At 37.1% G+C, this 24,358-nt stretch carries 20 protein-coding genes; 8 read left to right on the top strand and 12 right to left on the bottom strand.

Annotated elements, in window-relative coordinates:
- The first annotated feature begins 275 nt into the window (after nucleotides 1-275).
- Complete coding sequence (locus tag H6G57_RS02285) at nucleotides 276-1,007, top strand: hypothetical protein (protein ID WP_190515685.1); 732 nt, start codon at nucleotides 276-278, stop codon at nucleotides 1,005-1,007.
- A 168-nt stretch (nucleotides 1,008-1,175) separates the two neighbouring features.
- On the opposite strand, the gene bchB is transcribed toward H6G57_RS02285, so the two are convergent.
- On the bottom strand, nucleotides 1,176-2,702 hold the full coding sequence (gene bchB / locus H6G57_RS02280; RefSeq protein WP_190515683.1) for a ferredoxin:protochlorophyllide reductase (ATP-dependent) subunit B: 1,527 nt from the start codon (nucleotides 2,700-2,702) through the stop codon (nucleotides 1,176-1,178).
- Between the two features lie 321 nt (nucleotides 2,703-3,023).
- Between bchB and H6G57_RS28830 the strand changes: the two genes are divergently transcribed.
- Together H6G57_RS28830 and H6G57_RS28825 are read left to right on the top strand one after the other, a co-directional pair.
- Complete coding sequence (locus H6G57_RS28830) at nucleotides 3,024-3,161, top strand: hypothetical protein (RefSeq protein WP_242048842.1); 138 nt, start codon at nucleotides 3,024-3,026, stop codon at nucleotides 3,159-3,161.
- Nucleotides 3,148-3,336 (top strand): hypothetical protein, encoded by a 189-nt coding sequence (locus H6G57_RS28825; protein ID WP_242048841.1) that lies wholly within the window; start codon nucleotides 3,148-3,150, stop codon nucleotides 3,334-3,336. Before H6G57_RS28830 ends, H6G57_RS28825 begins: the two co-directional genes overlap by 14 nt.
- A 122-nt stretch (nucleotides 3,337-3,458) precedes the next feature.
- Here the strand turns inward: H6G57_RS28825 and H6G57_RS02270 are convergent, their stop codons facing one another.
- The 7 genes from H6G57_RS02270 to H6G57_RS02240 all read right to left on the bottom strand — a co-directional run bounded on the left by H6G57_RS02270 (nucleotide 3,459) and on the right by H6G57_RS02240 (nucleotide 11,889).
- Nucleotides 3,459-4,700 (bottom strand): Rid family detoxifying hydrolase, encoded by a 1,242-nt coding sequence (locus H6G57_RS02270; RefSeq protein ID WP_190515682.1) that lies wholly within the window; start codon nucleotides 4,698-4,700, stop codon nucleotides 3,459-3,461.
- A gap of 665 nt (nucleotides 4,701-5,365) precedes the next feature.
- The gene (locus H6G57_RS02265) at nucleotides 5,366-6,934 is read right to left on the bottom strand and encodes an NAD(P)H-quinone oxidoreductase subunit N (RefSeq protein WP_190515680.1); all 1,569 of its coding nucleotides are present in this window, start codon (nucleotides 6,932-6,934) and stop codon (nucleotides 5,366-5,368) included.
- 297 nt (nucleotides 6,935-7,231) lie between these two features.
- Nucleotides 7,232-7,741: a hypothetical protein gene (locus H6G57_RS02260; protein ID WP_190515679.1), complete on the bottom strand. Its 510-nt coding sequence runs from the start codon at nucleotides 7,739-7,741 to the stop codon at nucleotides 7,232-7,234.
- Complete coding sequence (locus H6G57_RS02255) at nucleotides 7,738-8,976, bottom strand: ATP-binding protein (protein ID WP_190515677.1); 1,239 nt, start codon at nucleotides 8,974-8,976, stop codon at nucleotides 7,738-7,740. Before H6G57_RS02255 ends, H6G57_RS02260 begins: the two co-directional genes overlap by 4 nt.
- Nucleotides 8,977-9,117: 141 nt before the next feature.
- Entirely contained in the window at nucleotides 9,118-10,347 is a 1,230-nt protein-coding gene (locus H6G57_RS02250) for an adenylate/guanylate cyclase domain-containing protein (RefSeq protein WP_190515676.1), read from the bottom strand.
- A gap of 294 nt (nucleotides 10,348-10,641) precedes the next feature.
- Nucleotides 10,642-11,064 carry a ubiquinol-cytochrome c reductase iron-sulfur subunit gene (locus H6G57_RS02245; protein ID WP_190515675.1) on the bottom strand — a complete coding sequence of 141 codons (423 nt, stop codon included), beginning with the start codon at nucleotides 11,062-11,064 and terminating at the stop codon, nucleotides 10,642-10,644.
- Nucleotides 11,065-11,178: 114 nt separating this feature from the next.
- On the bottom strand, nucleotides 11,179-11,889 hold the full coding sequence (locus H6G57_RS02240) for a rubrerythrin family protein (protein ID WP_190515673.1): 711 nt from the start codon (nucleotides 11,887-11,889) through the stop codon (nucleotides 11,179-11,181).
- A 420-nt stretch (nucleotides 11,890-12,309) separates the two neighbouring features.
- Between H6G57_RS02240 and H6G57_RS02235 the strand changes: the two genes are divergently transcribed.
- From H6G57_RS02235 to H6G57_RS02215, 5 genes are all read left to right on the top strand, one after another.
- The gene (locus tag H6G57_RS02235; protein WP_190515671.1) at nucleotides 12,310-13,674 is read left to right on the top strand and encodes an NAD-dependent succinate-semialdehyde dehydrogenase; all 1,365 of its coding nucleotides are present in this window, start codon (nucleotides 12,310-12,312) and stop codon (nucleotides 13,672-13,674) included.
- A 116-nt stretch (nucleotides 13,675-13,790) separates the two neighbouring features.
- Complete coding sequence (locus H6G57_RS02230) at nucleotides 13,791-15,428, top strand: acetolactate synthase large subunit (RefSeq protein WP_190515669.1); 1,638 nt, start codon at nucleotides 13,791-13,793, stop codon at nucleotides 15,426-15,428.
- Between the two features lie 227 nt (nucleotides 15,429-15,655).
- On the top strand, nucleotides 15,656-15,748 hold the full coding sequence (locus tag H6G57_RS02225; protein ID WP_242048840.1) for a DUF4926 domain-containing protein: 93 nt from the start codon (nucleotides 15,656-15,658) through the stop codon (nucleotides 15,746-15,748).
- Between the two features lie 608 nt (nucleotides 15,749-16,356).
- Entirely contained in the window at nucleotides 16,357-16,650 is a 294-nt protein-coding gene (locus H6G57_RS02220; protein ID WP_190515668.1) for a DUF433 domain-containing protein, read from the top strand.
- Nucleotides 16,647-16,991, top strand: coding sequence for a DUF5615 family PIN-like protein (locus H6G57_RS02215; RefSeq protein WP_190515666.1), 345 nt, complete (start codon nucleotides 16,647-16,649; stop codon nucleotides 16,989-16,991). Before H6G57_RS02220 ends, H6G57_RS02215 begins: the two co-directional genes overlap by 4 nt.
- A 237-nt stretch (nucleotides 16,992-17,228) precedes the next feature.
- Here H6G57_RS02215 and H6G57_RS02210 read toward each other — a convergent pair whose 3' ends face one another.
- The 4 genes from H6G57_RS02210 to H6G57_RS02195 form a co-directional block, all read right to left on the bottom strand.
- Entirely contained in the window at nucleotides 17,229-19,355 is a 2,127-nt protein-coding gene (locus H6G57_RS02210) for a hypothetical protein (RefSeq protein ID WP_190515664.1), read from the bottom strand.
- 115 nt (nucleotides 19,356-19,470) lie between these two features.
- Entirely contained in the window at nucleotides 19,471-21,195 is a 1,725-nt protein-coding gene (locus H6G57_RS02205; RefSeq protein WP_190515662.1) for an Hsp70 family protein, read from the bottom strand.
- A gap of 180 nt (nucleotides 21,196-21,375) precedes the next feature.
- Nucleotides 21,376-23,211: a hypothetical protein gene (locus tag H6G57_RS02200; protein ID WP_190515660.1), complete on the bottom strand. Its 1,836-nt coding sequence runs from the start codon at nucleotides 23,209-23,211 to the stop codon at nucleotides 21,376-21,378.
- Nucleotides 23,212-23,226: 15 nt separating this feature from the next.
- On the bottom strand, nucleotides 23,227-23,922 hold the full coding sequence (locus tag H6G57_RS02195; protein ID WP_190515659.1) for a hypothetical protein: 696 nt from the start codon (nucleotides 23,920-23,922) through the stop codon (nucleotides 23,227-23,229).
- Between the last annotated feature and the right edge of the window lie 436 nt (nucleotides 23,923-24,358).

Below are 24,358 nucleotides of genomic sequence, written 5' to 3'. Positions count from 1 at the left end.
TTTGATGAGTAGCAGCTTAGAATTTTTCCCACTCCTGTCTATTTTCTGATGAATACATCATTAGCCTCTAAGCCTTTCTGAATAAGCGTTTGAGAAGCTTGTCGTCTGCTGAATAAATCAAAATTTTTTGGAAATTCGACTCGGTGCAGCCAATTTAAAAAAAAAATCGCTAGGATAGAAATCAGACTAAAGCAACTACTGAAAGTGAACTGAACCTTAAAAGTCAGTTGATACGCAGGTTGGTTGCCCTAACTGTAATATATAAAAGAGGTACTATGGCTATGAAAAATTCCGATAAAATGAGAAACTATCTGAAAGAGGTGGCGAAAAAATGTGATGTCCCAACATTTAACAAGCTGGATAATATTACCGACTGCTTAATTCGGTCGGGTAATGACTATGATGTGCCCATGTTAGTCAGAACAGAAGAACAAGCCTATCAACTGATAGACAACGCAAAATATCGCCTTGATATTGAATTAGATTCTCCCGTGGCAATGTCCTATATGTCTGCACACCCTATCGAATTATTAGAAGATTGCTTGAATTTGGAAAAAATATCTTGGCGTGGGGAAATTTTTATGAAGTATTTTAGCAAAGAATTAGCTAAAGATGTGGAGCAAAGAATCAAGAAAGCAATTGACTGTCCCTTTGATCTGTCAGTTTTAGATGGGAAAGAAGTACCATCGCTCAGTCGAATTATTCTTGAACTTCTTACGATTGATCCCAAATTGGAGAAGCTAATTTTGGAATGTGCGGTTAAGGTTTATGATAAATGTCACGTCTCAGAATTTCAACCTGAATATTTCATGGAGGGTGAAGAGTGGGGATTCCATTATCAAATAGTTACAGAAGGGTTTGCTAATGAATTTCGGCAGGATTTGATCCATGCAGTTCAAAATCGTGATTTAACAGTTTTCAACGAATTAGTATCTCGTGTTCCCTTATTGAAAAGTTTACCTCAGTTTAACTACAAACCTCAACGTCTTCTGATGAATCAATATTAATTCCCATCGGGTGCGTAAGCACCCTACTAATTTTATTGAGGAATAGCCGAGAGTAAGGAGCGTAAAGTAGTAGGGTGCGTGCGCTACGTTTACGCACCAAAAGTTTATTAATTAATCAAAGTCGGTGCGTGCGGCTTCGCCTTACGCACCCTACAGAGTATTAGAAAATTAAGCTCCGACGGCTTCTTTTGCCGCATACATCACTTCTAACGAAATTTCATTTAAACCGCGTTCACGGGCAAATTTTTCGGTATTGCGTTTAACTTTACCGCGTACAAACCCCGGAATTTTATTCAGTTCAGCTTGGGCTTCTTTCGTCCAATTCAAATCAGAACCCGCCGAAATTCCTTTGGTAATTACTTCTTTAGTATCGTGTCCGCCGAAGATTTCTAACAGGTGATCTTCCATTCCTAAAGTAAAGGAATTATAGATTAAATCAGTAAGCTGATTCGTGCCTTCATAGCCTAAAAAGGGTTTATAACCGATGGGGAAATTCTGAATATGAATGGGAGATGCAATCACACCGCAGGGAATATCTAATCGTTTCCCAACATGGCGTTCCATTTGGGTTCCAAAAATAGCAGAAGGTTCAATGCGGGCAATCATATCTCCGATTTGAGCGTTATCATCACTGATGAGAATTTCATCGCAATATTCACTCACTTGTTCCTTAAACCAATCTGCATCATATTTGCAATAAGTTCCCGCACAAACCACATGAATTCCCATCTCCCGGGCGAGAATTTTAGTCATCGCCGCAGCGTGGGTATTATCCCCAAACACAACAGCTTTTTTCCCGGTTAAATTCTGACAGTCAATGGAACGAGAAAACCAAGCGGCTTGGGAAACATAGAGGGTTTGATTATCAATATATTCGCTATAATCTACATCAGTGCCTTGAGCATTAATCACTTGTTGAATTTTGCGAATACAACGGGCAGTTTCCACCACTCCCATCGGAGTAATATCAACATAAGGCATCCCGAATGCTTCTTCTAAATATCCGGCTGCCATTAACCCTAGTTCTCGATAAGGAACTAAATTAAACCATGCACGAGGTAGGTTTTTTAAGTTATGAACCGATGCTCCTTCGGGAATCACTTCATTCACTTCAATGCCTAAATCTGCCATTAACCGTTTTAATTCAGTGCAGTCATGTTGGTTATGGAAACCTAGGGTAGACATTCCAATAATATTAACAGAAGGTTTTTCGGTTTTGCCTTCGGGTAAATCGCCTTTTTTCTTAGCTTTTTCAATATAAAATTGAACGATTTGTTGTAACGTCCGGTCAGCCGCTTGCAGTTCATTCACGCGATAATGATTGACATCGGCTAACATCACATCGCCTTTGGCATCTAGTTGGGCGCGTTCAACAAAATTTTGTAAATCTTCTTGTAAAATACTAGAAGTACAAGTGGGAGTTAAGACAATTAAATCGGGGCGTTCTTCCTGATCTTTTCTAACAATATTATCAACCACTTTTTCTTGAGAACCCCGTGCTAAAACGTTGCGATCTACCACACTAGCTGTCACCGGGGTATAGTCCCGTTCCCGTTCTAACATCGACCGCATGACGTTGAAATAATCATCCCCTAAAGGGGCGTGCATAATGGCGTGAACATTTTTGAAAGAACTGGCGATGCGAAGGGTTCCAATATGGGCTGGGCCAGCATACATCCAATAAGCCAATTTCATAGTGTCTTTCTCCGTTGATGGGTGATTAGGATCGCCTTGTTTATGTTCTCAGAAATTGTGCTAATCGCTAGTCGTATTTATACTTAGCGATCGCACACTGAAACCGGGTTGTACAGCCTAGATCCAGGCTAAAAACCCAGTTTCTCAAATCTATATCAGCATTTAGTTTGCCACTAAAACAACACTTTTATTGTTTAATTGCAATGATTCTTAAATTTTGAGCAACATTTTGTTAAATTGAATAGAAATGTTAAGTTCAATTTTAAAAACTTGACATAAAATCAAAAGTGTGTTTTCTAATTAATTTTTGTTAGGGAAAAAATGCGAACCTCAGAAGATTGGGAATGGTTGGCTGCGAGTTCTGAATATTTAGCTGCGATCGCTGTTCAAGACTTATTACAGGAGAAAAAATGGATGGAAGCAACAGAAGGGTTAGCGGTTTTAATTGAATCTAGCTGATATTCAAGAAGAAGTTCCCAGTTTAAACCTAAATTTTATTAATTCTATTTGGGAACAATGTTTTAAACGAGCCATTAAAGATGCTGAGGATGAAATGGGTAAAAAATGTTCGTTAATCTCTTTATCTTGGCAAGAAGTATTTGAAGAAGAATATCGTTTATTAAATGACAATTAAAATCAATGAGTAGGGTGCGTAAGGCAAAGCCGCACGCACCAATTTAACATAATTATACCAAAAAACATTATGTTTTTGGGTATAATTAAAGGTGCGTACGCTACGCTTACACACCCTACGGTTTAAATAACGGCGATACATTCGATTTCTACTAATACATCTTTGGGAAGACGGGACACTTCAAGGGTCGCCCTAGCGGGGGCTGTTTCGGGTTTAAAATATTTGGAATAGACTTCATTAACTTGAGTAAAATCGTTCATATCTTTTAAGAAGATTGTGGTTTTAACAACGTTTTCCAAAGTCGCCCCTGCTTCGGTTAATACCGCCTCTAAATTTGACATCACTCGTTCGGTTTGTTTGATGATTTCATCGGGATAAACAATTTGGTTAATGCGGGGGTCTATAGCAATTTGTCCTGATAAATAGATCGTGTTATTGACCATTACCGCTTGATTATAAGGGCCAACGGGTTTCGGTGCTTTTTCAGTTTTAATGATTTTACGAGTTATGGCTTTTTCTGTATCTGATACTGTTTTTGCTGTTTCAGATAAATTAGAAGGGTTATTTTCTAATTTATTACGTTCTCCATTCGGCATTATTGCACCTGTGAAGTCAGCATTTTGAAGATTAGCCCCATAGATATTAGCACCCGTTAAGTCAGCTTTTGCTAAGTTTGCTACCTCTAAATTGGCATTAATTAAATTAGCTCCTCGCAAATTAGCTTTTTCTAAATTAACATTTTTAAGTATTGCTTCTTTCAAATTAGCATTTTCAAGATTAGCACGTTCCAAATTTGCATCTGTAAAATTTAATGTTGATAAATCTACGTTAGCTAAATTAACTAATTGTAAGTTAGACGATTGAAAATTACAGTCTTGAAATCGTCCTTTTTCTAAATTGGCTCGACTTAAATCTGCATTTGTAAAATCGGCTCCATTAAAAGATGAATTTCCTAAATTAGCTCCTGTTAAATTTGCCCCACAAAGAGAAGCTTGATTAAAGTTAGATGATGTTAATTGGGCATTACTAAGATGAGCTTTGTCTAACGTACTATTGCTTAAATCCGAGTAAATTAAGTTTGATTTGCTCAAATTAGTTCCACTAAGGTCAGCCCACATAAGCCTTATGCTATGTCCTTGTACATTAGTTAAATCAGCATCATTGAGACAAGCCTTATTAAGCAATGTGCTAGATAAGTTAGCCTTAGTAAGAACTGCATTGCTTAAGTCTGCACCAGTTAAATTAGCATTTGACAAATTAATATCTCTTAAATCTGTCCCTTTAAGATCAATACCACTTAATTGTGCTTTCTCAAATTTACGTTCACCTTGTTCATATCTTTCTAACAGTTCTTTAGCATCCATAATTCACCTCTTGATTATCATTATATTAGTTTATCATTAATATGAACTCCTCCACATCCTCGTTCCCAGCAAGATGCTGGGAATGCCAAACAGAGGCTCTGCCTCTAGTATCCTATTTATTTATAATAGTTCTGTGGTGGCAGAGCCACATAAATTGCATTTCTAGGTAGAACCTACAAATGAGTAAAACCTTGTAGGGTGCGTAAGGGAAGCGCACGCACCAAATAAACAAAATTGAAGAATAACCCTGGAGTCAAATTCCCCAGGCTTCCTTAAAGTGTGTAAGGGAAGAACACGCACCAAATAAACAAAATTGAAGAATAACCCTGGAGTCAAATTCCCCAGGCTTCCTTAAAGTGTGTGAGGGAAGAACACGCACCAAATGAACAAAATTGAAGAATAACCCTGGAGTCAAATTCCCCAGGCTTCCTTAAAGTGTGTGAGGGAAGAACACGCACCAAATGAACAAAATTTAAAGCAAAAGTCCTGATGATTTTGAAGGATAATTAATGGTGCGTGCGCTTCGCTTACGCACCCTACGGTTTAAATAATTCTTCAGCATAATCGATTTTAATTATAGGAAAAAAATACTCAATTAATATTCCTATTATAAACCCCCCTAAAATATAAAAGGGGGGGATAGCCGAGAAATTCAGAAGTTAAAATTACTTCCGTTTGGTAATGATAGGAGATGTTGTCAGATTAGCAACGGTTTTGGTTTTCACCAATGCGTTTTTAAACATCGGAGTATGGGTAATTGCATCGCTTGATAAGGTAAATAACGGATTCGATAAAATACCTGATAACGAAGTCGCGACCAAAGTTAACACTAAACCCACTTGTAGAGGACGCATTCCGGGTAAATTCCATTGCATAGCCGGATAATTTTTCACCGCATCAGACATTTCTTGGGGCTCTTTCACCACCATCATTTTCACAACGCGAATGTAATAATAAATCGAGACTACACTGGTGACTAACCCTAACAAAACTAAGGCGTATAAACCCGCTTGCCAACCTGCCCAAAACAGGTAAATTTTGCCAAAAAATCCCGCTAAGGGAGGAATACCGCCCAAGGATAATAGACAAATACTTAAACACAGGGTTAATAGGGGATCTTTTTGATATAACCCACTATATTCACTAATTTGATCCGTTCCCGTTCTCAGAGAGAAGAGAATCACACAAATGAAGCCCCCTAAGTTCATAAACAGATAAATCAACAGGTAAAATACCATGCTGGAATATCCGGCTTCTGTTCCAGCAATTAACCCAATCATCACAAACCCAGCTTGGGCAATAGATGAATAAGCTAACATCCGTTTCATGCTGGTTTGAGCGAGCGCCACGACGTTTCCTAAGATCATACTCAGGAGGGCTAAAGCGGTGAACACAAACCGCCATTCATCGGCGACGGAAGGAAAAGCGTTAATCAGTAAGCGAATGGCCAGGGCAAACCCGGCGGTTTTGGAACCCACGGATAAAAAGGCTACAACGGGTGTGGGTGAACCTTCGTAAACGTCCGGTGTCCATTGGTGGAAGGGAACAGCCGAAATTTTAAAGGAAATTCCAGCAATGACGAAGACTAAAGCGATGACAACGCCTAAAGATTCACCGCTAGAAGTTGCTAAAACCTTGGCAATTTCGGTTAAATTGGTTTTGCCTCCCGACAGTCCATATAATAGGGATAAACCATAGAGAAATACGGCAGAACTGGCAGCCCCAATTAACAGATATTTCAATGCGGCTTCGTTAGAACGGGGGTCACGTTTGGTATATCCTGTTAATAAATAAGAGGAGATACTCAAGGTTTCTAACGCTACAAAAATGGTGACTAATTCATTCGCCCCGGATAGGAACATCGCCCCTAAAGTTGCAGTTAATAGAATGGCGATAAATTCTGCTAAGGCGGTTCCCGTTTGTTCAACGTAGCGGATGGACATTAAAATCGTTACGGCTGAAGACAGGGCAATAATTCCCCGAAAGACGATACTGAGATCATCCCCATTGAAACTGCCTAAAAAGGCGATGGTATTGGTCGTATCCCATTGAGTGTACAACACCCCAACCGAAAGCAGTAAACCTGCGATCGCCGCATAAGGCGTCCATTGGGAAGATTGAATCCTCCCAACAATCAAATCACCGACTAACACCACCAAGAGGGTAATGATGACAATCCCCTCTGGCCAAATAATCCCAGCGTTCAACTGCGCTGCAAGAGTCGAAAAATCCATAGCCTAACCTAAATGGATAGTATCGTTTACAACGAATTGGTTCTTGAGATATCCTCTCAACGTCCAATTCCCAATCCTTTGAACATTTCTTAACATAACTTCTTTCTTACCATGTATTTGTTTCAATGGCTGATAGGCATGAATTTAGATTAAAGTTTCCAGTTCCTCCAGCATTCCTCAAATAGAACCTCAGCAAGTTTTTGAGAACAGCGTTGCTGGCGTCTCGAAGTCCATGATCCCTCTTTTTACCCTCGTCTCGGTTGAATACCTTCTTAATAAAGTAGTCATTGAGCAAGATCATTTAATTATTATAGTATTCTGAATTAGTAATATGAAACCCGTTTTGTTCTTAAATTTCTGCATTCTTTCGATGTGTGAATATGGAAATTTAGGTTTCTTGCTATTAGCTATATATGCTCTTTTTAATTTATAATTATTTATATCATTGTTTTCTATAAAAAGCTCAATCGTATTTTTAAGCTGTTCCTCCCCCTCCTCTATCCAAATGCTATTTCTATAGTTCCTTTCTTTTAACTCTACCAAAATAATACGGTTCTGATAAGTAAGCATTCCATCGCAACGACTATTCATTGTACCATCGGATCTTTTGATTTCAATACAATTATCAATAGCAGTAAATATTATCTCTATTTCATTGCTATTATCAACAATGGCGATCCATTTTTCGTCTTTATGGGAAATATCAATATCAATATAAGCCGGGGTAGGTGATGGATCGTCACACAGTCCAAATTCAGATTGATTTGTCCTATTCTGACAATTTGGATCAAAAAAATTTATGCTCATAATTGTTCTTCAATTTCTAGTAAATCATCAAAAAGTTGATTAGTCTCTGCTAATGAAATATTTAGATAATTTTCGTCAGAAGGCAAACCGTCATAGGTAGGAAGTTTTTTAATTTCTCCTTGTTCTGTTAATTGATATACGATAACATCTTCTTCCGATATGCAAGATTCTTCTGGAACAATTGTTTCTAGTTTTTCTTTGAGTATATGATTGTTTGGATTATCATAGAATCTCTGTAAAATATTATATGTTTTTATTGCTAATGTCAGATAATTAATAATGTAAGGACTATGGGTAGTAAGAATTAGTCCATTTCCTTCTGTAAGGTTAGCAAATTCTAGTAATTTATACAATACTTCTTTTTGGGATTGTGGAAAAAGATTTTGTTCTATTTCTTCCACAATATTTAAAAAGCATTCATTCTTATATTTAGAAGATAACACTTCCAATGCTGCTTGTTTTAGTTCCTCTGACAGACTATCATTAGAAATAATTTTCTCAATTTCCATTGTTAATCTTTTTTTATCTTCTCCACTAAGCTCATTTTGTGCTGTTTCTTGATTTTTGCTAATAGATAGGGCAATATTTCGAGAAACTAAAAATAAAGGTACGAAAGATTGAAAACCACTTGAAGCCTCTGAAAGTTTTAACTTATAATCATGCCCTATAATATTTGAAATTTTGTTAAGTTTATCAAATTCTAAATTGACATTGCCCACAGGTAAAGTTAAGATACTCGATAATTCTTGTTGTGAGCGTTCTAATTCTTTCCAAAAAGTATATAATGATTCAGGTAATCCTTGTATTTTTCCTGGCCATCTTACAGAACTCAAAAAGTTTCGCTCTGCTGGCACATACATAATTTTAGGAACAATATATTTTTCAGGATTATTATTAATCCCATAGATTTGAAATTTACCTTCCTTATAATTAAAATTATAGACTTTTCCTCGATATTCAATTTCACTTATAGGTTGAAAGTAATTCTTTAAGTTTTGATAATTACAATATTTGTTTACAAATCGATTATAGCTGATTACATCTTTTTCCTTTAACATTCCACGATATAATGCTTTTTCTAACCAACTCAATGTTGATATCAACTTGGCAATACTACTTTTCCCTGTTCCTTGATGACCAATAAAAACAGTAATTTTACGAATCTCTATAAATTCGTTATTGTCTGTTAAGCCTGATTTAATAGGGCCAAAATTTTTAACCTTTATTTGTCTCATAAGTTTTTAAATTTTTATATTCGGTTAATTCTGATTTAAACCATTATTAAACATTCTAGCATATTTGCAATTATAAAAATCAAAGTTAATCCGTAGGAAAGATTTAAGATTAAAATTTATAGATAATTCAGATAATTTTACTTAGCTCCTTAAACGCCAAGCCATTAAAGGTTCAACTTTACCTTTAACAAAAATCGGATCATAAGGTTCAACCTTGAGTTTCCGATTTAAAGCTTGATATAGGGTATCCGAAACCGTAATTTCTCCAGCCGGAGTAATGCCTTCTAAACGTTTACCCGTATTCACCACATCTCCAATAACGGTGTAAGTTCTCACTTCCTTTCCGCCAAATAATCCCTCAATCACTTCCCCACAATGAAGGCTACAACCTGCTCCCAAACCATAGGAATTCAAGCTATTTTTAGCGGCTTTTTGCATGGCTTGAGCCGCTTGAATGCCTTGTTGGGGGGTAGCATAAATCGCCATAATTTCATCCCCGGCTAGGGTCATTTTTAACGGATGATATCGTGCTGCTTCCGGTTCTACGGTTTGATAATAATGGTTTAAAACTTGGGCGGCAATATCCGGTTGTTTTTCTTCACACCATTGAGTAAAGCCCCGAATATCCATAAATAAAATTGTGCGATCGCATTGTTGAAAGGCTAAGGCTTCAGGATTATTTAAAGCCGTTGCAACCATATAACTTCCCATCCCCCATTCTGCCATATTTCCTAATAATTTAGCAGTTTGTTGAAGCTGGTATCGTTGTTGGGATAGTCGAAAGGCTTGTAACCCTAAAAGTAGCCCAATTAAAATCAGACTTAAAGTCAAAAATAAATGAGTCTTGCTTTGAAGAAAATTCAGAAAGGTTTGCCAATATAACCGATCAGAATCCCAAGGAATTTCAACAACAATATAAAACGCAATAATCATTAAAGTTCGGGTGATACTTTCCAGAGGAAAAAATAACCAGTCTGCTTTAAAATTACCATGAAATCTTAATCCTTGAAGGGTAGCAATGAGAAAAGAAAAGATTAAGAATACAAGATGAATGGGTTCTTTTAAAAACTCTAATCCATCATAAGGTAAATCCAGGACTATGTACAAACCAACCCCGACTAAATTTCCCCAAAATCGATTCGTTTTTGGACGAGAGAGAACCCAGGCTTGTATTAACATCGCTACAATTAATAAATATTCTGTTGGGTCAGTTAAATACTCAATCCAACTTTTAGAAATAATATTAGAGAGACTTTTTAAAATTAAAAAATAACCACTGTTACTCAAAAGCTCACCCCAAAAAGCACTCTGAGCATTTCCTGAAAATCGAGATTCTAAAAGGGATGTTAGGGAATTAGAGGAAGTATACATGAGTGCAGAATTCAATGCTGATATCAGTTTTGAGAGTTAGGATTCTACCGAGACTGCCATATTATCATCAAACCAACTCTAATTTGAGTTAAATTTATCAGGACAAAAATTGTTGTTAAGTAGGTTGGATTACGGCAATCATCATTGAACTGTGAATCTTGATTTTATTAATCCTTAGCACCCGAATCGTTAATAATTTTTTTAAAAATCAACTCTTTGTATTATAACAGACTTTTTGATCTTAAATATCAGTCATTAATTTCCACACCCCATGCCCTCTCGGTTAAATTTAGATTAACTGGGTTTGACTAACACGATATTCCCTTCTAGTTTAGCTAGATAACGTTTTAATCCTCGATCAGCCGGCCCTTTAATCACTTGACCCTCTGGGGTAAATTGGGACGCATGACAAGGACATCCAAATTCTTTTTTACCCGCTTCCCATTCCACAACACAATCTAAATGGGGACAAGTGGGATTAACAGCAGAAATCTCCTGGGGATTGTTGGGATTACGAATAATTAAAACAGGAATTTGAGAATTTAAAATAGAGCCCTGTTCATCAAGTTCTTGAAGAGTTCCGACTTGGATAAAATTATCAGGGCGAGTCACAACATTAGTAGAATTTTTAGAGTTAGAACAAGCAGCTAAAGCCACAGGAAAGAAACTCGCTAAAGTTCCGACACTTACCCAAGTTAAAAAAGTCCGACGCTTCATAATTAACCTCTAAATTTCACGGATTAATTCTTAGAACTATGTAGAGACGTTTCCACCAACATCTCTACATCAGTAAAATTTCAAAATCCAGTAATAAAAAAATAGCTTAAACCTCTAAGCAACACTTAAGAAAAGATTTTCAGCCGTATTACAATCGGGACAATTGGTAAACCCTAAAGTATTGGTTGTATAACCGCATTCAGGACAGACATAAAACGTTATTTTAGCTTCTTGCCAATCGTTTAAATTATCCTTAGCTTGAGTATATAAATTAGCGTGTTGCTTTTCAGCATCAATCGCGTAGGTAAAGGTAACAACGGCATCTTGATTCCCTTCAGCACGCGCTTGTTCAATAAATTGGGGATACATGGTATCTCGTTCATAGGATTCTCCCTTAATCGCTTCTTGCAAATTTTCAGCCGTGGATTTCACGGTGGGAGTTTCAATTTTTGCTTCGGGTGTAGCACCCAATTTCCGAATCACTGCGCCATGATTAGCAGCATGAATCGCTTCTGCATCCGCCGCAGCTTGAAATAAAGCAGCAACTTGCAGATATCCTTCATCAGTTGCTTTTTGGGAAAAAGCAAGATAACGAGCATGGGCGTTAGATTCCCCATTATAAGCGGCTTGTAAATTTTTCAGCGTTGCTGACGATGTATTATTACTAGGTGTAACAGAGTTTTGAATTTGAGGAGTCGCTGGAGCCGTTTTCACCGTAGGTTGATTAGAATTACAACCGACTAAACTCAACCCACTTAACAGCGTCACTGTCACGATACTAACGGTTGGGCGAAACAGGGAACGCAGATTTAAAGAATAATTCATCTTGATTCGGTTTCCTAACTCAGAATTGAACAGATAGCTGTTTGGTTACTGAAATTTAAGGTAAACCTAAAAAGTGACAATCTGGTGACAGCAGATTACAGCAAACCCAGCTTTTTCTTCATCTCCTTCCTTGATGAACTTTAGACGGTGAAAATCGAGAGAAATATCTCTTCTTTTCAAGATTAGGATGATGTTCAAATCAGAATTTTGATCCGGGGAGTTCAATGGACACTGCTACTTTTTAATTTTCTCTATTAACTTTTTATTCCTATTGTTAAGAACCTTGAATTTAGTTATAGTATTGTTCAGTTTTGTATCGAGTAGTGGATGAGTCATCCCTTCCGTGAAAATAGAGAGTTTTTAAGCGTTACCATAAAAAAAGTAAAACTTCAATTCTAACTTAAAACTAAAAAATCAATTATGGGCATTGCTACAATTAACCCGGCAACAGGCGAAACGGTCAAAACCTTTACCGCCTTGACGGATGCGGAAATTGAGAAGGCTTTAGCACTCGCGGATCGAGCCTTTCGAGACTATCGGCGAGTCTCCTTTGATACTCGTTCGCAATGGATGCAAAAGGCGGCTAACCTGTTAGAAGAAAACGCCGAAACCTACGCCAAAATCATGACGTTGGAAATGGGAAAACCCATTACCTCCGCGATCGCAGAAGCGAAAAAAAGTGCCTCCGTTTGTCGTTATTATGCGGAAAATGCGGCTCAATTTTTAGCGGATGTTCCAGTCTCCAGCGACGCTATAAACAGCTTTGTTTCCTATGAACCCCTAGGGGCAATTTTAGCAGTAATGCCTTGGAATTTCCCCTTCTGGCAAGTGTTTCGCTTTGCCGCGCCTGCTTTAATGGCGGGAAATGTCGGTTTACTCAAACACGCTTCTAACGTGCCTCAATGCGCCTTAGCTATTGCGGAAATTTTCCAAAAGGCCGGATTTCCTGACGGGGTGTTTCAAACCTTATTAGTGGGCTCTAATAAAGTCGCTCAAATTATTAGCGATGATCGTGTCAAAGCGGGAACCTTAACCGGAAGTGAACCCGCAGGTGCGAGTTTAGCTTCGTTGGCGGGTCAAAATATTAAAAAAACCGTCCTAGAATTAGGCGGCAGTGATCCGTTTATTGTGCTAGAAAGTGCGGATTTAAACGCAGCAGTTGAAGCCGCCGTTACTGCACGAATGTTAAATAATGGGCAATCTTGTATTGCAGCCAAACGGTTTATTTTAATGTCAAGTATTGCCAATGAATTTGAAAGTCGGATGGCGGAAAAATTTGAGGCTTTAAAAATTGGTGATCCGATGTTACCTGATACCGAAGTCGGGCCCTTAGCAACCCCAGATATTTTAACGGAGTTGGATGATCAAGTTCAACGTTGTGTTGAATTAGGAGCCAAAGTCTTAACTGGAGGTCAACCCCTAGATTGTCCAGGGAATTTTTATCCCCCAACTATTTTAACTCAAATTCCTGAAGGAGCCCCTGCTTACAGTGAAGAATTCTTTGGGCCGGTGGCGTTAATCTTCCGCGTCAATTCTTTAGATGAAGCCATTACCCTTGCTAATAGCACCATTTTTGGTTTAGGCGCTAGTGCTTGGACAACAAATCAAGCTGAACAAAAGCGTTTAATTCGAGAATTAGAAGCGGGTGCAGTGTTTATTAACGGTTTAGTTAAATCCGATCCTCGCTTACCCTTTGGCGGCATTAAACGTTCCGGTTACGGACGAGAATTGAGCAGCCAAGGAATTCACGAATTTGTGAATATTAAAAGCGTTTGGATTAAATAGCGCACAAGAAACCGGGTTGATGACCGGAGTTTAGGAGATAAAATCAAGATTTTAGTTCATCAACCCGGTTTCTAAATTGGGTGTACAAATATCAAATTCCATTCTTCTTAAAAATTATGAATACAGCACAACTGTTAGTTAAATGTTTGGAAAATGAAGGGGTCGAGTATATTTTTGGAGTACCTGGGGAAGAGAATATGCAAATTCTTGAATCCCTTAAAACATCCTCGATCAAATTTATTACAACTCGCCATGAACAAGGTGCTGCTTTTATGGCGGATGTTTATGGTCGCTTAACCGGAAGAGCCGGAGTTTGTTTATCAACATTAGGCCCTGGAGCAACCAATTTAATGACAGGGGTTGCTGATGCGAATTTAGATGGAGCGCCGTTAGTTGCAATTACGGGTCAAGTGGGAACTGATCGAATGCACATTGAATCCCATCAATATTTGGATTTAGTGGCAATGTTTGCTCCGGTTACGAAATGGAATGCTCAAATTGTTCGCCCTAGTATTACCCCAGAAATTATCAGAAAAGCGTTTAAAATAGCGCAAGCTGAAAAACCAGGAGCCGTGCATATTGATCTGCCGGAAAATATTGCTAATATGGCGGTTGAAGGCTATCCTTTAAAACAAGATAAGCGAGAAAAAGTTTATTCCGCTTATCAAAGTATGAATGAAGCTGCCATCGCCATTTCTAAAGCGAATAACCCCTTAATTTTAGTGGGAAATGGGGCAATTCGTGCCAATGCTAGTGCAGCTTTCACAGAATTTGCTACCCAACTGAATATTCCGGTTGTTAATACCTTTATGGGTAAAGGCATGATTCCTTATACCCATCCTTTAGCGTTATGGACAACAGGATTACAATTGCGGGATTATATTAGCTGTGGGTTTGACAAAGCCGATTTAATCATTGCTATTGGCTATGATTTAATTGAATATTCCCCGAAAAAATGGAATCCCCAAGGCAAAGTTCCCATTATTCATATTAGCGAAACGCCTGCGGAAGTTGATAGTAGTTATATTCCGATTGCTGAAATTATTGGGGATATTTCTGACTCTCTCCAGGAAATTTTAAGACGTTCAGATCGCACCGGAAAACCCGAACCTTATGCCTTAAAATTAAGAAGTGATATTCGCAAAGATTACGAATATTATGCTAATGATAATGGATTTCCGATTAAACCGCAAAAAATTATTTATGATTTGCGTCAAGTTATGGGCCCAGAGGATATCGTGATTTCTGATGTCGGTGCTCATAAAATGTGGATGGCGAGACATTATCATTGTGAACGTCCGAATACTTGTTTAATTTCTAATGGATTTGCTGCGATGGGAATTGCCATTCCCGGTGCAGTAGCGGCAAAATTAGTTTATCCTGATCGCAAGATAGTGGCGGTAACAGGAGATGGCGGATTTATGATGAATAACCAAGAATTAGAAACCGCCTTACGAGTGGGGACACCGTTTGTTACCTTAATCTTTAATGATGGCGGTTATGGATTAATTGAATGGAAACAAAACGATCAATTTGGTGAATCTTCATTTATCAAATTTGGGAATCCTGATTTTGTTAAATTTGCCGAAAGTATGGGGTTAAAAGGCTATCGCGTTGAAGCAACAACGGATTTAGTTCCAATTCTTAAAGAAGCCTTAAATCAAGAGGTTCCTGTTGTGATTGATTGTCCTGTAGACTATAACGAAAACTCACGTTTTAGTCAACGTTCTGGCGGGTTATGTTGTCCGATTTAACCCCGTTGTTATGCCGTTGTTGTGTTTGAGCACCCTATTTTTAACTCAAAGTATCTATTGAAAAATTAGCGATCAGGCTTTGAAGTTGGGGGATAGGAGAGAGAGGTGCGATCGCCCCTAGAAACCGGGTTTCTGAAGAGATATTGATGGAATACTATTAATCTCAAGGAGAAACCCGGTTTCTGGATTGTGTGCGATCGCTCTACTTAAAAAGGAGAAATCAACAAATGTTTGACCTCTACCAGCGTGTTTCCTTAAATTGCGATTTTCCCGAACATCACCTCAAAAAAGGCGATGTAGCCACCCTCATTGATTATTAGTGATAAACCACAGAAAAATATGAGTATCTAAGATAATTTTCATGGATTGGTAAATAAGTTAATAATTTCTTCAGGGAGGGGATCATTAAAATCATCAGGTACAACAAATTTACCCTCACACAAACCAATAGGACGGCGTTCTTTTTGAGGTGGTTTTGTTAGTATGGGTTTAATTTCAGCAATAGGTTGATCTGCTTGAGTAATGATTAAAGTTTTGCCGTCTTGAATCAGTTTTATAAATTCTGATAAATTGTGTTGAATGTCGTCTATTTTTAAAGTAATTATGGCATTATTTTTAATAATTTATTTTTCATTATTAATTATAACTTCATTGAGAATTTAGGTAAATGGGTTTTGAACAAAAAGCGATCGCCCTTTGAGATTGGGGATAAGAGAGACGCGATCGCGGCTAAAGAAACCGGTTTTCTTCTTAAACACTGTTGGGGAAAATCAGATCTCTCTAGAAACCCGGTTTCTGAGAGAGGACAGGTGCGATCGCACTTGAATAAATTAATCAATACAATTAATTAATATTGTTTTGGTTCATAATAAGTTATAATCAATAGGGTAAGTTTTAATCAAGATCAATGTGTCTGGCTAATCTCATAATGACTACACAATCTGCTTCGCGTTATGTCGCACGTCACCCTGAAATTTTGCAAGGGGAACCGATTATTACAGGAACGAGAACTTCAGTTCGTGCGATCGTAGAATTGTGGCGTTTGGGTATTACTCCTGAAGAAATCCCGATGCACTTACCTCATCTAAAATTAGCTCAAGTTTTTGACGCACTGAGCTTTTATTTGGATCATCAGGAAGAAATAAATACTTATATTGAGCGTAATCGAATTCCTGAAAACTTGATTCATCCTGCTGTCAAAGCGGCGATGAGAAAACCGTGAAACTATTTGCAACTCTTCATACAGATGAAGATGTTTCTAGGCTTGTCGCTACTTTGCTACGGGCTAGGGGTTTTGATGTGACGACAACGAGCGAACAGGGAATGTTGGGTCAATTGGATAGGCAACAATTGGCTTATGCTGCATCTGTTGATCGATGTTTGCTCACTCACAATCGCGTGGACTTTGAGCGATTACACCTAGAATATATGACAGAAGGATGGGAACATTCTGGTATTATTGTGATTCCTCAAAAAAATGCCTATGAAATTGTTCAACGGGTTGCTATTCTGTTAAATACGCTAACGGCTGATGAAATTGCCAATCAGCTTTTATATGTTTAAATTGAGTGTCTATTGAAAAATTAGCGATCGCCCTTTGAGATTGGGGATAAGAGAGGTGCGATCGCGGCTAAAGAAACCGGGTTTATTCTTAAAGATTGTTGGGGAAAATCAGATCTCTCTAGAAACCCGGTTTTTGAGAGACATTGCTCTTGACTTTTAAAGTAGGTCAGACAGTTAAGATATTAGTTAAATAATTAGCTTAAAATCTGACACATCCAATATCATTGATTAACTCAATTATTGATCTAAACGAATGTAAGCACGAGGAATCCAATAATTTTTATCTACTACTCGTAACCAAATATCATCTGTAGTTTTCTTATCTTCATCCCAAATCTTGTCTGGAGAATTTTGTGTTTTTTCCAACATATCAAAAATTAATCTATCACCATAATTTATTTTTTGTTCTATATCAATATCTGTTTGTTTGGGAGTTTTATACAGATTAACTCCATATCTGTTTTTAACTATACCAGAAAAAACTTTTCGTTCTTCATTTTCAGATTGACTATCATATAAATTTGAACTTTGTCCACAAACTTCTTGATAAAGCTGATCTAATTTTTCAGCATTTTCTGTTGATGGATTACACAATGCTTTTTTCCAGTTAGATACAGTAATAGGTGTTACTTCTAATTTTTTAGCTATGTCATCATCAGTCATTCCTTTATCATTTAATACTTGTACTTTTTGAGATGCACTAATTTTAGAAATGGAACCTGTATTGATTTGATTTGTATTGGGAGTAGTTTCTATGTCCTTTGTAGAAGGATTGATTTCTTGTTTAGGTACTGTAAAAACTATGGCTTTCTCAAGAATACGACTGCCAGTACGATAACCTGGATAAGTTGTATAAAGGATAACTCCATCAGCTTCACAACCTATCATTGGTTCATGCTTATCGGGATTAAAATTCTTATCTTTCGGTTCAATCCATAGTTCACCTGGTGGCTGATCATTAATAATATCTTTGACTAATTTTAATCCTTTTTGAGTTAAACTTTCCAGACTTTCGATAATCTCCTTGGGAATATTATTAGTAGATTGTTGAAATAAATCTTGAGTAATTAGCTGAGTAATTTCTTTTGCTTTCATTGTCCAAAGATTACTTTCAGATGAAACACTGTTGTTTTGTTTAATCCAATTAATTTCAGACTCAAAGATTCGCTGAGATAGAATAGATCTGATTTTTGCTTCTTCCTGTTTGCGATTATTCTGTAATTCGTGATTAATTGAGGTCAAATGGTTAAAAATTTGCACAGTGATTCGCTTAAAGTCTTGACTAGAAAGAGTTTTAAACTCTGAAATCAAGGTATCTCTTTGACGGCGAGAATCATCAGAAGTGATAGTTGTTGTTTCATTACGGTGTTGTTTACTTAATGTGGCAAACATTTCGCCTGATCTTTTCTTAAGTGCTTCATTTTCTGCCTCAAGTTCTTGAACTTTTTCCTCATAATAAGAAACACTGCGTCTTTCTTGCCGTAGTTTTTCTAAGTCCTGCCTCATGGCATTTTCACTATTTTTGGTATCTTGAAGTTGAGCATTCAGTTTGTTATAATGCTCGGAAAAAGTGGAAAACGCTTGTACTGATAAAATTGGGTCTAGCAGTTTAGTTTCAAGCTGTTGTTTTTGTTTATTAGGGTGTAATTGCTCAGAAATTTCAAACAGTCTCAAAAGAGTGATAAACAAATAGCGATTTTGACGTTCTAAATACTCAATTTCTTGTCGGCAACTTTGTTGCTGTTGATAATTACCTACTGAAAGTTGACTTAATTGTGCGAATACTTCAAACACAACTTTATGATCTCGCATTTTCTTTTCTAAGTTCTCAGCTTGAGGATATAGCCCATTAATTCCAAAGCGTTGTAACAGCCACTGAAATAACTGAGGTTTTGTTTTTTGAAGCTGATCAATTTCTGTGCTTAATGAAAGATCATTTTTTTGAATTTTGGCGAATACTTCAAACAATATTCGAGTGTCTTTGATTGTATTTGCTAATGCTTCAGGTTGCTTATGTTTCTGCCATTCTTTAACATCAAATAAATTAATAAGCCAATTAAATAAATCAGGCTTTTCTTTTTGTAACCCATCAAGAGACTGTTTTAATCCTTGTTCAAGTTGTTCAATATCGAGTCGTAATGTTGACAACAAACCAAGTAATTTTTCAGGATTGGTAATGGCTTCTTCAAGTAACTGTTTTTTTCTCAACCATGTTTCCCATCCTTGTATGTTAAACTGAACAAGAAGCCATTGAAATATTTCTTTATGATTTTGCTCAAGATTAGAAATCCAATTTTCCCATGAATCCTGTTGAGAATTTGAGTCAGGTTGTTGAGATTGATTGTTATCATGTTGTGAACACATGGTTTTTGCCTCCAGTAAAATAATTGAAAATGATTGTAAGTCAGTGTGAATTTTAAAAAAATCTTGTAGTAAGAGATTTAGATATTAAGCTCTTACTACATCCTTTTTGGTTTACTTAATAACCAGAATTAAAGCGAATAGCTGTTTTAAAGTCTTCTCCTGATGTCATATCTTTAGCATGAACTTTTATTTCCGTTTGTCCGAAGTAAAATGTCACTTCTACTTGGCGATCAAGTCCGCCTTGAGTGAATGGCATTTCGACTAATAATTCCCCTAATTTGGTAACACCTGGTTCATCTGTATAGCGGATATCAGTTCTGGGTGTTGAAAAAAATTCAAAATCCATCGCTTTTTGAAGACGATCTGCTGGTTGAAAGATTGTTGTTATTTCTGCATCTGTTGGTACACGATCTCCTTTCTCAACAAGAACGGCAAAACGATCCATACAGAGATATTTGTTCAAGTCTTTTGCCCAAATTTTTTTACTTTCTGGATCAACGTCTTCTACAAATGCTGGAGTCAAACTGACACCATAAGTTAAACGGCTACGTCTTGCCCGAATAGCTGAGGGATTAACCCCAAAGGATGCCGCACCCCCAAGAATAGCAAGACCTGGACGAGGTGGCATAACAATATTTTGGACTTTTTTGCCAAATTCCTGTTCAATTCGTTTTCTGAGGACAGGAGAAGTAGAAAAACCACCAACCAGAAACATCAGATCACAAGATTGATTGTCTAATTCTTGAAACTGCTCTTTAACTTTTTCCACAATCCCATCTAAGGTAGGCTTAAAAATACCTTCCATTGTTTCACGACTGATATAAAGATCAGTATCATCTCCATTTTGTTCATCTGCTAACTTTTTGAGAACTTGGGGATAATTCTCCTTTAGGAGATTGTAGAATTTAACTCCTAGAGGAAAATAAATTACATCACCACTTTTTTCGGGATCAAAAGCACATTTAGTTCGTTCCCATTCCTCCATCATTTTCAAATAATCTAAAGGTTCTTTCTCCTGAAATTGTTCTATAGCTTTAAGAGTTAACTTGTTTGCTAAATAGTCCAAAAAGCTGTCGTCCACATAAGTTGAGCCAAAAGCACCACCAGTACCGGGAGCGATTTCATCTAATGCGACATCTTTCAAACCATCACGCACTTGCACAACTTCATGGACAGTAATATCTACTGTACCACCCCCACAATCAACAATCATTAAATGAGTACCCGGAGTAAGGGTATTTTTATCTATTTCCTGACAGAAAATAGCTGCCGCTTCTGGTTCAAGTACCAGAAAAAGACGCTCTGATTCCTCCTCAGAATCGCCAATTAATCCCGCTTTTACAGCCGCTCGGCGCATTAAATCTTTATCTTCATCTTTCCAGATCGCAGGAATTGTTAAACACCAGCGAATTTCTTTTTCATCAACAAAATTTGCATAATTTGTCTTAATTTCTTGGAGAGCTTCATCTTTAATCAAACGGATATATTCAGCAATAAGATCAATAACATAGAATTTTTGTCCATTTTCTATGGTGTAAATGCCTTTGTGATCTCTTTCTCCTTTGTGTAACTTCATCTTAAACTTCTTGAGAAAAGAGTAATCTTTTGCCAATCCTTTAGAGCGAAGTTCTGCTAATTTTTTAATAGCACTATATCCCCAAGCTTCCACATTACCATCAGGTGACATTAAAAGATGAGTAGCAGTTTTAGGATAACTTTTAGGACTATCATGCCAAAGATCACGATAGACGCATTCTAAATCCTCTTTATATTTATAAGCAAAACCGGAGTGTGATGTGCCAAAATCAATAGCGACAACTAATAAAAAATCTTGACTCATAATATTTGATTCTCCAAAGAGTGAAAGGAACGTAAGTTTCAAGCTATTGCTCAGAAATCTACCTTTATTTATTTATCGAGCAGAATCTAAGTTTTTATGCAAGTTAGGTAAAACTAGCGGTAATTAATTGTAGGTTGGGTTGTGGGAAGGAAACCCAACCACTACAGATCCTATGTGGGTTTACCGATTAAATAGGGTATAACCTTCTTGATCAACTGGAAGAAGACCACGAATTTTAAGTCTTTTCCAAGTTTGATAAAGTGTTTGAGCATAAGGTAAATCCTCCTGTGGTAAAAGGTCTAAACATTGACTGAGATACTCCAGATATTTATTAGCTTCTGGTGTAATAACAAACTTCATTATTTCCAAATTAGTAATCTGTTCTAAAGAGTCAATACCTCGCATTAATAACCAACATCTGACCGATTCTTCTACCTGCTCTGTGGCATAAGATTTGTTATCAAGAAAAGTCAAACTGTGAGCTAAACTTAATAACATCTCAGGAATCCAAGCTGATTCAGTTTTTTCTAATTGCTGATACAATGATTTAGAAAAAGCAATAACAGCTTCCACTATTTCGATTTGGTATTCGGCGGGTACGTCTTTTAATAAATCTGGTAATAATTGTGGTAATAAGGGAGGCTTACGCTTTTTAGGTGCAACATCTAAAATAAAATACTCATCGGCAAATTTGCCGATTAGAATACAAATCTGAATCGATAAAAAACGACAAAATTTTTCTTTATCTGAATCAAGAATTGTATAATTACGGTTAGGTAACTCGGCTGGATTTTGTCCTCTTTCTAAAAGTCTTTGTTCTCGTTTAATAAATTCTAAATCAGCTAAAAACTTCTTAACAACTTCTAAACCCCAATCTTGATCAAAGTCATTGGTTGTACCTGTTTCTTCCGCTTCAAGATTACGTTGTTCTTGCCATTTTAATAAACGTTCTTTGGTAGCATCATATAATAACTCTATCCAGGATAAAGATTCTTCTTTTGGTAAAGAGCCAATATAAGGGATATCAAGTAAATCAGTGGCATAGCCATATTCCAGATGGTAATAACTTCTTTCCACAATGGTATTAATAATTACCATTGGTTTCAAAGTATTAAGAATAGTTTTCATGGCTCCTTCTGCTGATAATGCTTTGGTTTTCCAGACACCTGTTAAATAATCAACATCTCTCCCTTTTTGTTGATATTTTTCAATAAAAGCCCGCACTTGTTTTTTTAAACCTTCTTCAATTTCAGGAAAGTTATTAGGAGTAGAATTAGAACCTGTACCTGCTGAATCAAATTTGAGGATTGGTGGAACAAATAAAATCATTAATTTATCCGATGTCATCATCTCTTTAATTTGTTCATCGTCAAGGGTTAGAGGCCAATTATTTAAACGGCGTTGTTGACGAACGACAGTGAGATTATTTTGCAAATCAAGTTTTTTGAGTTCTTTGGCTAAAGTCGCATCAATCTCCTTTAATTGCAGTTGAAACTCTTTTTGTTGTTCTTGTAAAAACACTTGCAATTTACCTCTAAAAATTTCCAATTGCAAAGCATTCTCTCGATTTAATTTAGCTTCTTGTGCTTGAAACTCTCGATTTAATCTTGCTAATTCCGCTTGTAATTCACGGTTGAGCATTCCTTCACGAGCCTGAAAATTCTGATTAAATACTGCTAGTTCAGCTTGAAATAAACGATTAAGCTCCGCTAAGTCAGACTGTAATTGACGATTCAATTGACCTTCAATCATCTGAACTTTTCTATTAAGATTACCTTGTTCAACTTGAACTTCTAAGGATCTTTGTTGCGTTACAACTTGCAATTGCATTTTAGCCATTTCCATTTGTTGTTGAATATTATCTCGTTTGTCATAATATTCAATCAAATTCTGATTGTTTCTTTCTTGAGTTCCGGCCGTAATTCTAGCTCCTCTACTTCCCGTGTAAAAGAGATCGTGTAAACCATCTTTAATGTGTCCCCACAAGCCTTTTCTTCCTGGTAATGATTTGGTCATTTATCTTACTCCAATTTAATTCACGCCACCATAATAAACACACAACAAATAAGCAGCCGCACCAACCACTCCTTTTGTTGTTTCATAAACTTCTTCGCCACCTTTGTTGTAAACGTGACAGCCATGTACCCAACCTACACAATGGTCGTCGTTATCATAAACTTTGCCATCTGTTCCTGCATAACCTAAATAGTGGCTTGATGTATTGTAAACAGATCGCCCATCTACTTTACCAACCCAGTCACCCGAAGAACTATCTGATGTATGTTTGTAAATCCAGCCACTATTACTTATTGTTGTGTAAGGACAATTATCATGGCAGTTCATGACTTGAAGTTGTTCTGTAATAGGAAAATGATATTCATTTTGACCTAAATTTCCCGATTCGTGGCTGCGATCGCTATGTATAGAACTCTCTCCATACCCTATATTCTGGTGATAATTAGGGTGTGGAAGATGAAGATTTGTTGAATCTGGCCATGAATAATCAGGCTGGTTATTATCAAAAACACCTGCACCATCAAACCCAGTGGGAAAAGAAAATGCCTCAACTCCATGATGTTGATTAAAATCCGGCATTCCTGAATGATGCAAATTATCTTGAGTGCTAGAGTCACCTACTTGAGAATACAAGGCAGGATCGCTACTCAGATCGCCACCTAAATCCAAAGATGTAAGGGCATTCAAGGCATTATTAATGTCATCAGTCATAAGCTAATCACCTTAATACTCAGGACTTATTAATCGAGTTCCCGAAACCTTTGCGATCGCTCTCCCTCTCGAAGCGCTGACCATAAAGGCGCGAGTTGTTATAGTGTAGCACAAATATACTACATGACACTACCTCTGAACAACCCCTCGTAACTCTCTATCTAGGTATCCAATTTCAGCCTCAACTTTTACGCAAAAAGCCGAAACTTGTTAAGTCGTTGTTCATTGGTTAATCTCCTGAACTCTTGAATCTGAATTTTTTGGGGAAAACCCGGTTTCTTGGATCTGTTCTGAGTCCGCGTAGGTGGACTTTAACTTTGTACCAACAGGTTGAAACCTATCGAACAAAATTGATTCTGGTAATAGCCTACCACCCTCTCACGGAAAAAAAGTTGCCAAAAAGTGAATTCAGAGGTGAAAAAAGTGACAAAAAGTG

The organism is Planktothrix sp. FACHB-1365 (assembly GCF_014697575.1).
Classification (GTDB): domain Bacteria; phylum Cyanobacteriota; class Cyanobacteriia; order Cyanobacteriales; family Microcoleaceae; genus Planktothrix.
The sequence above is the reverse complement of the archived record's forward strand: the minus strand, read 5'-3'. Positions and strand labels throughout refer to the sequence as shown.

Excerpts from the sequence above, each read along its gene's own strand:
- bchB (WP_190515683.1), bottom strand. The coding sequence starts at position 2,702 with ATGAAATTGGCTTATTGGATGTATGCTGGCCCAGCCCATATTGGAACC.
- H6G57_RS02195 (WP_190515659.1), bottom strand. The coding sequence starts at position 23,922 with ATGACTGATGACATTAATAATGCCTTGAATGCCCTTACATCTTTGGAT.
- H6G57_RS02240 (WP_190515673.1), bottom strand. The coding sequence starts at position 11,889 with ATGAATTATTCTTTAAATCTGCGTTCCCTGTTTCGCCCAACCGTTAGT.
- H6G57_RS02250 (WP_190515676.1), bottom strand. The coding sequence starts at position 10,347 with ATGTATACTTCCTCTAATTCCCTAACATCCCTTTTAGAATCTCGATTT.
- H6G57_RS02255 (WP_190515677.1), bottom strand. The coding sequence starts at position 8,976 with ATGAGACAAATAAAGGTTAAAAATTTTGGCCCTATTAAATCAGGCTTA.
- H6G57_RS28830 (WP_242048842.1), top strand. The coding sequence starts at position 3,024 with ATGCGAACCTCAGAAGATTGGGAATGGTTGGCTGCGAGTTCTGAATAT.
- H6G57_RS02230 (WP_190515669.1), top strand. The coding sequence starts at position 13,791 with ATGAATACAGCACAACTGTTAGTTAAATGTTTGGAAAATGAAGGGGTC.
- H6G57_RS02220 (WP_190515668.1), top strand. The coding sequence starts at position 16,357 with ATGACTACACAATCTGCTTCGCGTTATGTCGCACGTCACCCTGAAATT.
- H6G57_RS02210 (WP_190515664.1), bottom strand. The coding sequence starts at position 19,355 with ATGTGTTCACAACATGATAACAATCAATCTCAACAACCTGACTCAAAT.
- H6G57_RS02205 (WP_190515662.1), bottom strand. The coding sequence starts at position 21,195 with ATGAGTCAAGATTTTTTATTAGTTGTCGCTATTGATTTTGGCACATCA.
- H6G57_RS02200 (WP_190515660.1), bottom strand. The coding sequence starts at position 23,211 with ATGACCAAATCATTACCAGGAAGAAAAGGCTTGTGGGGACACATTAAA.
- H6G57_RS02235 (WP_190515671.1), top strand. The coding sequence starts at position 12,310 with ATGGGCATTGCTACAATTAACCCGGCAACAGGCGAAACGGTCAAAACC.
- H6G57_RS02245 (WP_190515675.1), bottom strand. The coding sequence starts at position 11,064 with ATGAAGCGTCGGACTTTTTTAACTTGGGTAAGTGTCGGAACTTTAGCG.
- H6G57_RS02265 (WP_190515680.1), bottom strand. The coding sequence starts at position 6,934 with ATGGATTTTTCGACTCTTGCAGCGCAGTTGAACGCTGGGATTATTTGG.
- H6G57_RS02225 (WP_242048840.1), top strand. The coding sequence starts at position 15,656 with ATGTTTGACCTCTACCAGCGTGTTTCCTTAAATTGCGATTTTCCCGAA.
- H6G57_RS02285 (WP_190515685.1), top strand. The coding sequence starts at position 276 with ATGGCTATGAAAAATTCCGATAAAATGAGAAACTATCTGAAAGAGGTG.
- H6G57_RS02270 (WP_190515682.1), bottom strand. The coding sequence starts at position 4,700 with ATGGATGCTAAAGAACTGTTAGAAAGATATGAACAAGGTGAACGTAAA.
- H6G57_RS02260 (WP_190515679.1), bottom strand. The coding sequence starts at position 7,741 with ATGAGCATAAATTTTTTTGATCCAAATTGTCAGAATAGGACAAATCAA.